This window comes from Sphingobacterium thalpophilum, from assembly GCF_901482695.1.
In the GTDB taxonomy this organism is placed as follows: Bacteria; Bacteroidota; Bacteroidia; order Sphingobacteriales; family Sphingobacteriaceae; genus Sphingobacterium; species Sphingobacterium thalpophilum.
In genome coordinates this window covers 4,890,989-4,903,916 of record NZ_LR590484.1, presented here as the reverse complement: position 1 = coordinate 4,903,916, position 12,928 = coordinate 4,890,989, and the positions used below count along the sequence as shown (strand labels likewise).

Below are 12,928 nucleotides of genomic sequence, written 5' to 3'. Positions count from 1 at the left end.
AAATATTGATCATTATCGAACACTTAATGTTCGATTCCGGACAGAGGTGGCTCGATTTTTGGAAACAGCATAATTTTAGTTAAGCACTTTTACTATGTCACATTCAGTTAATTGCAGCAAGTACTGTCTTACACTCCTACTATTATTAATCCTTTTATTAAAAGGGCTAGATGTAAGAGCGCAACTGTTTAGTCAGGACAGCCTGAAATTAATATCCCGGCAGTTTGCCTTTACAGAAGGACCAGCAGTGGACAAAGAAGGTAATATCTATTTTACTGACCAACCTAATAACAAAATCTGGAAATACAGTACAGCAGGTGAGCTTTCTCTTTTTAAAGATGCAGCAGGCCGTGCCAATGGATTGTACTTTGATCATCACGGTCAGCTACTTGCCTGTGCGGATGAAAAAAACGAAATTTGGTCGATAAGCAAAGATGGCAAAGTCACCGTGCTGCTATCAAATGTAGATGGAAAGAAACTGAATGGTCCAAATGATCTATGGGTGGATAAGAATGGAGGCATTTACTTTACAGACCCCTATTATCAGCGTGACTATTGGTGCAGAAAAAAACCGGAGATGAAGGGACAGAATGTTTACTACCTCCCTCCAGGAAAAGGGAAAAGAGCAAAGGTCGTGGCTGATGATGTAACGAAGCCCAACGGTATTATAGGATCGGCGGATGGTAAATATCTTTTTGTAGCAGATATCGAGCGGAATAAAATTTACAGATATAATATTGAATCTGACGGTGAGCTCAGCGGACAAACGTCGGTCATAGACCAGGGATCTGATGGGATGACATTGGACAATCAGGGAAATATTTACCTGACGGGCAAAGGGGTATCTATCTATAGTCCGAAAGGGGTACTGATAGGACATATCGAGATCAATGAACCATGGACCGCCAATGTTTGTTTTGGCGGAAAAGAGCGGACCGATCTATTTATCACAGCTTCAACAGCTATTTATAGGCTTCCGATGTATACAAAAGGGCACGAATAGCGCTAATAAATTTTGTCCAGCCAATGAATGATATTCAATAAAAATTGTGCATTCTGTCCTGCATTGGGATGGTTCATACCCCTTTTTTCACTTTTAATGCCCTGAAGCTGCGCCGAGAACGGTGCGCCATCCCCAAATATGACAATCCGGCCCTTGCCAAATTTGAGATATGCGCCGTTAACCAGTCCCATACCTGAGATATGGGGAACGGTATCTGCTACTCTCTTTTTGATCTGGGAGACATCACTGGGAAGGTATATCTTATAATTTTCACCAAGTACGGTAATAACCCGGGCATGCGGCGGAACGATAAAACCCGTTCCGCCCCAGCACATGACGCTGTCGATTTCCATTCCGGTATAACTTGTGATCTCGTTAGGCAAAAGCGTCTTTCTTTTCTTCGAGAATACTTCCGGCAGACCATCCCTGCGAACGGCAAATCCGTTCAGTATGTTGATTCCGAACCTTTCTGCCAGCTCGCTGACAGAGCCTCCACAGGGCATGTGATCTGTAACTAAGAACAAACTGCCGCCATCGGCAATCCATTCTGAAAGATCGTTTATTTCCCGCCTGGAAAAGGCCGATCGCGCGGGCAGATTCCAATCCTCTAGGTCGTACATGGCATTGACTGTTACATAGATCTTAGCTTTTTTGAGCATCTCCAAAGTCACCTTTTCCTTGCTTGCGACCACAGTGTAACCGTCTGTTGTAAGCAATTTGTAGAATGCAGAATATGCACCTTTTAAAGTCGAGGCATTACTGTGTGCCTCGTCGAATAATAGCAGTGGACCGCTTCCTAAACTATATTTGGGATCCATAATTGAGTAGCTGAAATTTTCGTCAGATACCTGCTGCCCGACACCCACGTTGGCCCAAAGAGTGAACAAGATCAGAACCGAAAAAGGTGCTAATTTTAAAATTAGAGTATTTAACAATAGTTTCATCATGTTTGAATAGATTGGTCTTGAGTCAGAGACAAATTCGCCGTCTACTTTTAGTGTTAATCTTACTTCGATATTTTCCATATATCATTTTCAAAACAGATGACTTTTGTTACCTTTCCATCTGTCAGCTCGAAAGTCAGTGGGAACGTACCTTCCGCATTTAGGAAAAAGGTTTCTGATCTGGGTGTAAATGAAATTTCCTTATTGTCCCATAGCTGTTTTATTATCAGCTCGTCTTTTACCGAACGTACCTGCATCTTAATGTTGTTATCATCTGCCAGGACGTAGTTGCCTTCTAGCCTTTTGAGCTGGACGTCCGATAGCCTCCTGACGATTTTAGGATTGAAAGAAACTTTTGATGCCACTATCCTTCCCAATAACTTGGCTTTGGTAAAATGGCCGTCATTGTCGCTGAGAAACTCGATCTTGTGCCCCTCCTGCTTTGTTTCAAAATTCGTTTCGCTTACTTGGTTCAACTGGTATTCTTTGCCATCCCAAAGCTGTCTTGCTTTCAAAACACCATCCTCTAAATTGAATTCGATAAAGGCGACTTTGTTAGGGAATTGATAAAATCCCACGAGCTCTTCCTTTACTACCTTTTGAGAACGCTGTTTCCCATTTTTTAGATTGGGACTTGAAGTGACGGAAGCCTGTGCAAAACAGTGCGTCGTAAATAAAAGGGTGGCGAGCATGAAGCTGCAGATAACTGCCTCAAATTTTGTCGGAACTGCCCACAAGACTGATTTCATTGTTTTCATAATTATCTTTTTGAAACAATGATAAGGATCAGATAGTGTGAAAAAGTTCGTTTGGATGTAGATGAACTTATTTAATTCCCGTTTCTTTTGAGTTTGCTCTGATGTATTCTTTTGGTGTCAGTCCTGTCGCTTTTTTAAATGTCGTATAAAAAGTTGTTTTCGAATTAAAACCTGCCATGATAGCCACGCCGAGCATATCCAGGTGCTTGGTGTTATCCGACAACAGAAGTACTTTCGCTTCTTCAGTACGCAGTTCATTGATAAACTGGTAAAAGTTCTTTCCTAGCCCATTATTCAACACATAAGATAGTTCATGGGGGTTGATACCTAGTTGAGCCGATAGCGCCGATAGCGTCAGCGCAGGATCAAGATATATTTTTTTGGATAGGGTATCTCTCAATACGGTGTCCCTGAGTGCAGTGACCTGTTCTGTGGTTAGTCGTTCATGGGGCTCTCTTTTGGGTTGTATTTCGTTATCATCAGGCTGCTGGTACAGCTCGACGGAATAGATGGACCTTTGGGTCAGTGTTGAGTACGCCAAAGGTATAATTGCGAAAAAATACAGAGCTGGTGCAAAGTTGGCTGAGTGAATATTCCATAGGCCCCAAATGCGGATCAGGATGAGCAGAAGCACGGACATCAATAGAAATTTTAGCCATCCCAGGTCAATTTTTTCAGTAAATGAAGCGAGCTTCCTTATGTTTTTTTGGTGTCGGCGGAACAAAGAGAAACAAACGACCCAATAAAAGACCATCTGGACAAAGAAAAAGTACTTAATGGTAAAACGCATCCAATATGGTAGCCGGGGGATATGGTTTTCATAATCAAAGAGAACCGGCATAAGGTAGACGATGGAAAACAACAGGAACAGCAGAAAAGGCACGAAATGGAAAATCCAGTCTTTGACCGAAGAAGAAGGTGAAGTATAATGCCGGACTGCCATAAACAGACAGGGAAACATCGCCCATCGGGGAAGCTCGAGCAGGTGGACTAAAAAATTTCCTCCGATGCCAAATTCTTCGAGAAAAAGTTGTGCAAAGGTGCAGGCAAGAATAAAATAGAATAGCCCGAGCCATCGATTGGCTCGGGAACTCGTTGTGTCGGGCTTGAATAAGAGCATGGCTCCCAATAAGATCAAGGCACCCGAAGAAAAAGCGTAAAATGCAGCAAAGGTGTTTATTTGAGACATTGAATACGTTGGACGGTTTACGTAAATTTAGGGTATTTATTTTGAATCTATGAATTACATTAGCCAGACGGGGATGCCGATCCAGCCGTGCACGGCAAAAAGCACAACAAGGTAGAAGAGGAAAATGGTGTTGAATGCAAGCGCGATTTTTATCCATTTCTTTCCTATTTTCATCCAGCGCCTATATAATAGGCAGGCTGCCACCGCAACACTGATTCCTAAAAAGAGCATCCCAGCGAAAATGGAAAAGCTTGTCATATTCATATAGGTTAACAGTTCTTTGCTTACGGCTTCAGTCTTTCCCAACAGACGAAAAGAAACAAAAAATGCGATCATTCCGAGGCTGGGCAGAAGTACCAAACAGAGATCTATAACACTTATTTTACGTAGTAGCGCCATCGGTATACCTACAACTGTGTATATCATCGAAAGTAGTGCAGCGATCAGTCCAAGGTAAATAAGTGTCTTCTGCAGCAGCACTGGACCATAGGGAGCCTTCCTATAGAAACCGTTGCCATATCCATGGAAGAAAGGCCTTCCGTCATCGTCAGTTCCCACAACCACTGAGGGGATGATGTCACCTTTGACCCGGAAGATCTTATTACCCATATGGATTAATGAATCAATCTGACCATGGCCTCTATCAACGATCAGTTTGTCACCAGCCACAGAAAGGAGACGTATTCCTCCAAAAATTCTTTTGTGGAACTCCCATCGTTCATTTTTTGGATTTAAAAATTGATAATATCCCAGCATCGGTTCTATCTCATGGCCATCTAGCTCTACGCTGCTCAGTATCGGCGCGGAAACATCCTGAGTCAGATACTCTTCGATAAGCTGCGATACTGGATATAGGTTGACATTGGCGTTGGCAGAGATGGCATAGGCAACGCCCTTTTGCCGGTTGAAAAAAATCCACGATACTATCCCCTCTCCTTTACCGTTGTGCCCCCTCAACGGTATCTTTTTGTTATTGGGAAAAAGATCATTACCCAAAGCATATCCCGTTTGCAGCCCTCTTTTGCTCGCCAGCGTGCTGTGTACTCTTTCCATCTCATCGAGATCTTTGGATTTAAGGATGTTGCTATTTTCGTCGGCTGTGAGTAGATAATGCAGGAACCTGGACATATCCGAGGCGTCTGAGACCAGAGCGCTACTGGCTCCATTGGAACTTGGCCCATATAGCGGAAGAGGCTTAAATTTGCCGGCGCTAAAATCATAACCCTTCGCAAACGAAATGTGGCTGTTGCCACTTAGGTCAAAAGTAGTGTGCTGCATGCCAAGTGGATCAAGTAGTCTTAACTTTAAGAATTCGTTCCATGGCCTTTTGGAAATTTTTTCTATGATATACCCCAGAATATTATATCCGGGGTTTGAGTATGATGTTCTCTCTCCCGGTTTCCATCGAGAGGTAAATGAACTCTTTACGGACTGGATGGCATCTATTCCTTTTTGGGGTATTCGTTCGGTATTGACCATTTTGCTCACATGGATGTCTTCGAAGCCTGCTGTATGCTCCAATAGATGGACGATCCGGACTGGATTAGTCGATTCCCAGGGATTAGTAAATGGAATTTCTGGGGCTATATCGTGCAATCGATCATTGAGGTCCAACCTACCCTCGGATATCAATATTTGGATACCCATAGCGACGAAAAATTTTGTAACGGATGCCAGATGGAACTGCGTATTTGCATTGACCATGATTTTTTGCTCCAAGTCGGCGTATCCCAATCCCCCCGAAAAGAGGATGCTGTCTTTCTTAACGATCGAAATCATCAGACCGGGAATATGTTCCTTCTCTAACACCGCGACAAGCTTTTTTTATAAACGCTGCATTTCAGGGTCCGAAGAACTGTCGTGACGGGTAAAGGCCTTAGATAAATTGCACAATAAGACCGTAAGAAGAAGGGCAAGGAATGTAGTTATGTTCGTTCTCATTATTGGTTTTTCTGCCAAAATAAACACGTACAATAGTGTTCAGGTTCGGATTTATCCAGACGAACTAAACAACAAGATTTCTCACAGCTACAGTCAGAAGCAGGATGAGTTTTTAAGAACTTACATTGTTCTATAAACCCTCAGGCACGCTATAGGTCATGATCTCCATGCCGTTGGAATTTCTTACGATCTCTTTTGTATTCCTAAGAATTAATGTATGACTTCCTAGTTTGCTGTAGGATATAAAATCTCCATCCGACGTCTGTCTGCATATAACAAACATATGCCAGTCCCTTTCTGCTGGAAGTGAGATGATTACTTTCTTTCCAGACTTCAGTTCATTTTCTATCGTTTGAAAAAGGCTGTCTATCGGAAAGCTGGCATCCCGGGGCAAAACAAATTTTTGGGAGAAAGTAATACCGTATAATTCTTTATTGTCAAAGTCGCGAAAAGAACCGTCTGCTTTGTTCTGCCATGCGTTTTGAAGGTCGTAAAAGTCAAAATCTACTACTTTATAATACTTTAACACCATTTCGACAGCAGAAGGAATGCACGACATTGGAAAAAGCTGATTGTGATTGTTGATGACAGTATCAAAAAAATCAGGATTATCACTTCTTCTTGTTTGCGCCTTCAAATGAAGAACAAATGGTGTGGCTATTAACACAACTAAAGTAAGGAGGATCTTTTTCATCAGTTAACTTATTTTATGATTATAACACAGGAGATGCTGACATCACCCTACAGACCAGACGCATTGCTATAGGTCATGATTTCTGTACCCCTAGACCGTCTCACCAGTTCTTTCGTATTCCTAAGTATTAGCGTATGGGTTCCTAATTTGCTGTAAGAAACAAATTCTCCGTCTGGAGTTTGTTTGTGGACAACAAAAATAGGCCAGCTGTTTTCCAGCTGCAATGCGATAATAACCTTTTTTCCAGACTTCAGTTCATTTTCTATCGTTTGGAAAAGGCTGTCGATCGGAAAATTTTCATTTCGTGCCATCACAAACTTGTGCGAAAATGTAACACCATAAAATTCCTTATTGTCAAAGTCGTGGAAAGAGCCGTCGGCTTTATTCTGCCATTTATATTGCAGGTCATAAAAATTAAAACCCACGGCTTTACAATACTTTAGCGTCATTTCTATGGCTGACGGGATGCCTGAAACCTCAAAGACTTGATTGTGATTGTTTACGACAGTGTCAAAAAAATCGTATTTGCTATTTTTTTCTGTTTGTCCTTTCGCCTGAAAAATAACCCATGTGGATATTGACATGACTAAAACAAGGAGCATCTTCTTTATCATTTAATTTACTTTTTGATCAATGGAGCATTCGTTTCCTGAGAGGCATCGCTCAAGATACTTGTAAAAGATGTGGCATTTCGTTCACCATGATATAATTTGCTCTTACGATGCCGGGATTTAAAGCATGCAGGAAGGTTCTTCTTTTCATTTTTGGTTTATTTTTGATCTTGATTTATTTTATAATTGATTTTCACCCTGGTTTATTATCTAGACTGCCCCCTATTGGATTATCAACCAAAAATGGAACTGCCCGCCTTTAATGCTTAATATTATGCAATATCGTTTAAAGTTTTATATTTTTTGAAAGATAATTTAAAAACAAAGAGATGAACAGCCTTTCTGTTTCAATTTGTTACCGATTTTTATCATTATTATTCTATGTTCTCTTTGGTAGTCGACACCTCTGTCAGAATAGATTAAATTAACGCTAGAACTTAAATGCAGGATGGATTTGTTTGTGGATTTATTTATCGGCACACTAACATTTATATAAGCTCAAAACGCATACGTTATAGATTATTTTTGCGTTTTCTTGCGTATTTGGTTTTTTATCTATATTCTTATATTAAACTTTAGAAAAAGTGTATATCAACTTCTGATAAAGCTTATATCCATTATAAACTTATCTACAGCACCTTTTTACTTAGAACATAAATCCTTATGAAAATGAAAAAATTCACCGCCCTTATCTGCCTCTTCTTTTTGATTGCCCAATCTGCAATTTCACAGATAACACCGGGGGCAGATCGAATACCGGAATATATTGACTACCTGAAGGGTAAAAGAATTGGGATGGTGGTGAACCCAACTTCTCGTATTGGAAACAAATTAAGTGTTGACAGTCTCTTATCCTTGGGAGTCAACATAATTAAAGTGTTTGGTCCTGAGCATGGTTTTCGTGGTGACGTTGGAGCTGGTGTCAAGGTAAAAGACGATGTTGACTCCAAAACGGGAATAAAAGTAGTTTCCCTTTATGGAAGAACGAACAAGCCCACGAAGAAGATGTTAGAGGATGTTGACTTAATGATTTTCGATATACAAGATATTGGAGTGCGGTATTTCACCTATATAGGAACCATGCACCGTGTTATGGAAGCTTGTGCGGAGAATGGCAAGGAACTGCTCATTTTGGACCGGCCGAATCCGAACGGATACTTCATCGACGGTCCTATCCTCGACATGAAATATCAATCGGGCATTGGCATGCACCCGGTGCCAATTACTCATGGTATGACAGTTGGCGAATATGCTCAGATGATCAATGGTGAAGGCTGGCTGGCAAATGGCATCAAATGTAATATAAAGATTATACCGGTCGCCAACTATAGTCATGACATGGAATATATTCCACCTGTTCATATGTCGCCTAATATCAACACCTACCAGGCTGTTCTGTTGTACCCGTCTACATGCTTATTCGAAGGAACGGTATTGAGTGAAGGAAGAGGTACAAAATTTCCGTTCACGGTAATTGGAGCGCCGCATTTCAAGGGCATCTATGACTTCTCATTCACGCCTCAAAGTATCGCGAACATGAGTGCTACGCCGATTCATCTAGGAAAAGTGTGTTTTGGACTGGACTTGCGAAATGTGGATCTAAAGAAGGTTAGAAGTGACAAGAAAATAAATCTGTCATGGCTAATTGAAACCTATCGCAACTTTCCTAATAAAGAAATATTCTTTGATAATAAACAGAGCAAGGAAATTGTCATCTTCGATAAGTTGGCAGGAGGCCAATTGTTAGAAGAGCAGATAATATCAGGCATGAACGAAGATGATATCCGTAAAAGCTGGAAGCCCGGCCTTGATAGATACAAGCTGATGCGTGAAAAGTATTTACTATATCCATAATTGAACGCTCGTAAGCACTTTCGACTTGACAACAACCAGGAATGATTCCTTCATGGCGCGAATCTAAGGGTTAAAGGGGCCCGTGGCGTTTTCGGTTAAGATCACGGGCGACAAAGCAAAAAGTAGACGATCTTACTTAGTTTGCGCAATTAGTTTTTCCAATACCGTTTTTAACTCATGACCTCTAAGGTTGCGCGCCACAATCTTTCCGTTCCTATCTAACAGAAAGTTATCTGGAACACCGTTGAGACCAAAGATCTGGAAGAGTTCACCTTTAAAGCCTCCACTATCGGATAGGTTTGTCCAAGTCAAATTTTCGTCATGGACAGCCTGAAGCCAATCTTTTTTTATTTCATCGATGGATATTCCTAAGATCTCAAAATTTTTCGATCGATATTCGTTATACAGTGACCGTAAATAAGGGAATTCCTGGCGGCATGGGCCACACCAGCTCGCCCAAAAATCTACCAAGACATATTTTCCTTTGAAATCGTCGAGGCTAATGAGCTTTCCATCAGCATTGGGCAGTTCAAACGTGGGAAGGCTTTTTCCAATCTCCAACTGAGCAGATGCCATCATCTTTTTATACAGTAATATACCGGAATAACTATTTTTGAGCTGGGCAGACAGGCCGTTATACAATGAGTCCAATAATTCAGGTTGATCTTTCCAGGTTCGAAACGATCTGTTCAGTAGGTAGAGGCTGTAAAAGCTGTTCGGATTATTTTGAATAAATCTTCTTTTTAAGCTATCTACCTGTCTCGTTTTATTGTCTTGGTCTTTATCGGTAAGATATAGGGTTCTTTGCTTTTCAACATAGTCTAAGGCTGATTTATCCAGCGCCGAACCTTTCAATTCATATTTGGACTCGTCTGTATACAAATTATCTTTACTGCCCGACAGCCAACCTGTAAGGCCATGGAAAATTAAATTGTCACCCGGAGAAACCCAAAATGCGTATACAATTTGATCTTTTACCAGCCGGGGATTGAAAGTATTGTCGATAATTAAATTAAAGTGTGTCGGTTCTCCGATACTGCCTCTAAAAGTAAAGGTTCGATCAGCCGACAACTGTAGTGAATCACGAATTACTTTATCATTATTTTTATACATGATCCGATATTTTGCATTCGGAATGGTGTCGATCTTACCATGAATAGTAAAGGTCTCATCGGTCTGCCCTATTGTGATCAAAGGGATTGATAGTAACGGAACCAAAGCTAATTTGACTGGTTTTCTCATCATTTTTGAAATAGATCTATAATTGACTAAGCTATCAGCTATTGGGCAAGAATCCAAATTATAAATTGATCAGATCTGCTCCGAACAATACGCCATTGAAAGTATGCTTACAACAAGAACAGAACGGCTTCATATCCTTAGCGGTTAATGTCGGATTGGTGATTTGAAGTAAGCGGATTGTGTTTAATGCCGCAAGTCTTGGCATTGACTCTTCTATATAATGGAGCCTTCTCTTTATGCATACAGTTCTTTGCTGTTTTATCGCTGTGAAATTCTGGTTCTTCAAAACAATTGTTTCTATCAGCGGAAGTTCAGTTGTTGAATTTTACTTTCTTTAGTGATTGTCGTGTGCCATAGAAATGATCAAATCATACGCTGCTTAGTTGCTTCTCCCGACGACTTTCCTTATTGCTTCTATTTTTGCTCTGTAACCGCGATAAAAAGGAACAAAATCGCTGATTAATATGTCGTTTAAAAACTGGAGACTACCTTCAAATGGTTTAAAAATTTGCGGTTTATAGTCTGGAGACTCACGTATAACATGGCTAGCTTCCCTTAAATACTCGTTTTTTAATGGAAGCTCGATACTATTATTAACAACATTTTTTAGCTGGTAAAGACCCAAAAGAAACACCGGGACGGTTTTATTCAGCCCTGCTTCCCGATACCAGCCGGAAGACAGCCACTGGCACCTGCTATAACACTGTTCCATTTCTTCGAAGTTCGCCCTAATGAGCTGGTAATCTCCTGTAATCACACCATATAGGTATTCTAAAAACGCTCTGTCAAACTTTGATGTAACCTCGCCGATTAATTTTGAATAGAGTTCCTTTGTCTCATTCTTCAAATCAGGCTCGATCACTATTGCTCTGAGTAGGTTTCTACTTAACAGCAGTGTTTTGTCATAGGAAACCGTATTATCCAAAGCAAGTGACTTGGTGTATACTAAACCTTGCAGTTCGGTGTCGTTGTTGACTGCACCTTCGACTATGATCCAGTCAGCAGGTCCGGAAAGGTATGCCCGATTCAACAGCCTCAGTCGTGAATAGGTAAATATGCCGTTTAACAGCTGCTTATAGTCGTTGTCAACGACCGCTTGGTAAATGGCGATATTCAATATTCCCAGTATCTCCTTGTCATTTAGGTTCATCAAAAATAATTCTGAGAATGAGAGCTTATGATAGTGATCGCCCCAGGTATTGGAGTTCAACAAACCGCAATACTCATGATTAGAAGCGGCGGCCATAACCCGGTCAAACAAGCGAATTAACGATTGTTGTATCTCATCAAAATTTTGATGGACCGAATTATTAAACTCCTTTTCAATCTTTTTCATCTATTTGAATTAGTTTCAGCCCTTTTACTTGGATAAAAATATGTCGTATGGAAAATATGGGTTGTCTTTGAAACGACTGCTATCCAATTCCATTTTTTTGGCAATTGCAGCGGCTTCCCATGACCAGTAACCGGTATAGCCCCATTCTCTTAGATGTGAATCGTACCACGCTTCTTCGTTGTGAAGAGAATACCACTCTTCAAGATATTGAACAAGGGCTGCTCCTGCTTCTCGAATAGGAAGATCTATAATTTTTTGTAAGACAACAAATGGTTTGTAATCATTGGTACTTATGCCTTTATTATCAAGTCCTGTAAGAAAATAAATCAATCGGACTGGTTTAAATGATGATTCTATAGGACTGTTTTCCCAAGCGTTTATGAAACGATGCACCGCTGCAGTGTGCTCCTGTAACCTGTCAACAAGAAATAACAATGAACAGCATTTAATAAATAGTGAATTATTTTTGAACTCTTGGGGATCTGCCTTAAGGAGAAAGTCTATCGCTGCATCTAAAGTGGGAATTAATTGATCGATCGGCTCTCCTTTAGCGTAGTCAACCTGAAGTTTCTGAAGCCTGATATTGCAGGCTTCAATAAAATGATGGTTTTCTAGCCTACCGTTTTTCTCTTCATACCGTTGGAAGTCTTCATCGTCATCGCTAATCCACAAATTTATTCTTTCGAGCTCCTTATTGAAGTATTTACTATCTTTATACTGGGCCCTTACTTTTTGCGGTTCCTTATGCTCTCTTGTTGCCCCAAAAATCTTACTGAAAAATCCCATGCTTTTTATTGCTTTAGTAACCAGTTGTCTAGAGCAACCTGATTAAACGAAATCCTAAGGCCACTCTGTACATTTGCTGATCAAAGAGGCAAGCGAGTATAACTTTTATTTAAATCTTACGTACTTATTCTCTATACCTTCATACAGAACCGTCAATGTATCATTCTTCACCGTATATATCCCCTCAGTCTCGTCTTTGGTTTCATTTTCCACGGTAATTAATTTATTATTGTGAATTCTATAGGTGGACTCGATCTTATTCTGCATTTTACCTTCTCCCAGATACTGAATAAATTGTCCATCTTCTTTAAATTCAAGAATAATCTTTTCGACCGGATTTCCTGTTTCTGATTCCTTCATCAAGCCGCTCCACTTACCGAGCAGCTTAGCATCTTGCTGCATCTGGCTGTTGCAACTCATACTTAGACACCAAGCTAAAATAAATAATATCTGCTTCATCTTAATTTTATTCCTTATCAAAATCAAATATTCTTCCAACAGCTGATCTCATTAGGCAAACTTTGGACTCTTTTTATGTTCCTATGCTGCCGATGGATGCCCACCTGATCT

12 protein-coding genes are annotated in these 12,928 nt (G+C 40.5%); 2 read left to right on the top strand and 10 right to left on the bottom strand.

Annotation, left to right across the window (positions count from 1 at the left end; genetic code table 11):
- The first annotated feature begins 94 nt into the window (after positions 1 to 94).
- Positions 95 to 1,003: an SMP-30/gluconolactonase/LRE family protein gene (locus FGL37_RS20530; protein WP_028069657.1), complete on the top strand. Its 909-nt coding sequence runs from the start codon at positions 95 to 97 to the stop codon at positions 1,001 to 1,003.
- A gap of 2 nt (positions 1,004 to 1,005) precedes the next feature.
- On the opposite strand, the gene FGL37_RS20525 is transcribed toward FGL37_RS20530, so the two are convergent.
- The 6 genes from FGL37_RS20525 to FGL37_RS20500 form a co-directional block, all read right to left on the bottom strand.
- Entirely contained in the window at positions 1,006 to 2,028 is a 1,023-nt protein-coding gene (locus FGL37_RS20525) for a hypothetical protein (protein WP_028069656.1), read from the bottom strand.
- The gene (locus FGL37_RS20520) at positions 2,010 to 2,705 is read right to left on the bottom strand and encodes a hypothetical protein (protein ID WP_028069655.1); all 696 of its coding nucleotides are present in this window, start codon (positions 2,703 to 2,705) and stop codon (positions 2,010 to 2,012) included. The genes FGL37_RS20525 and FGL37_RS20520 overlap by 19 nt, the downstream gene beginning before the upstream one ends.
- Positions 2,706 to 2,772: 67 nt before the next feature.
- Entirely contained in the window at positions 2,773 to 3,894 is a 1,122-nt protein-coding gene (locus FGL37_RS20515; RefSeq protein WP_028069654.1) for a helix-turn-helix domain-containing protein, read from the bottom strand.
- Between the two features lie 54 nt (positions 3,895 to 3,948).
- A complete protein-coding gene (locus FGL37_RS20510) occupies positions 3,949 to 5,703 on the bottom strand; it encodes a serine hydrolase domain-containing protein (protein WP_028069653.1) in 1,755 nt (584 codons plus the stop codon).
- Between the two features lie 262 nt (positions 5,704 to 5,965).
- A complete protein-coding gene (locus FGL37_RS20505) occupies positions 5,966 to 6,529 on the bottom strand; it encodes a hypothetical protein (protein WP_138096988.1) in 564 nt (187 codons plus the stop codon).
- A gap of 47 nt (positions 6,530 to 6,576) precedes the next feature.
- Entirely contained in the window at positions 6,577 to 7,143 is a 567-nt protein-coding gene (locus FGL37_RS20500; protein ID WP_028069651.1) for a hypothetical protein, read from the bottom strand.
- Between the two features lie 666 nt (positions 7,144 to 7,809).
- Between FGL37_RS20500 and FGL37_RS20495 the strand changes: the two genes are divergently transcribed.
- Positions 7,810 to 8,994 carry an exo-beta-N-acetylmuramidase NamZ family protein gene (locus FGL37_RS20495; protein ID WP_028069650.1) on the top strand — a complete coding sequence of 395 codons (1,185 nt, stop codon included), beginning with the start codon at positions 7,810 to 7,812 and terminating at the stop codon, positions 8,992 to 8,994.
- Between the two features lie 132 nt (positions 8,995 to 9,126).
- Here FGL37_RS20495 and FGL37_RS20490 read toward each other — a convergent pair whose 3' ends face one another.
- The 4 genes from FGL37_RS20490 to FGL37_RS20475 form a co-directional block, all read right to left on the bottom strand.
- A complete protein-coding gene (locus tag FGL37_RS20490) occupies positions 9,127 to 10,239 on the bottom strand; it encodes a TlpA disulfide reductase family protein (RefSeq protein ID WP_081817845.1) in 1,113 nt (370 codons plus the stop codon).
- A gap of 376 nt (positions 10,240 to 10,615) precedes the next feature.
- Entirely contained in the window at positions 10,616 to 11,572 is a 957-nt protein-coding gene (locus FGL37_RS20485; protein WP_028069649.1) for a hypothetical protein, read from the bottom strand.
- A gap of 24 nt (positions 11,573 to 11,596) precedes the next feature.
- Positions 11,597 to 12,358 carry a PoNe immunity protein domain-containing protein gene (locus FGL37_RS20480; RefSeq protein ID WP_028069648.1) on the bottom strand — a complete coding sequence of 254 codons (762 nt, stop codon included), beginning with the start codon at positions 12,356 to 12,358 and terminating at the stop codon, positions 11,597 to 11,599.
- A gap of 105 nt (positions 12,359 to 12,463) precedes the next feature.
- Positions 12,464 to 12,817, bottom strand: a complete 354-nt coding sequence (locus tag FGL37_RS20475; RefSeq protein WP_138096986.1) for a hypothetical protein — start codon at positions 12,815 to 12,817, stop codon at positions 12,464 to 12,466.
- Positions 12,818 to 12,928 lie beyond the last annotated feature (111 nt).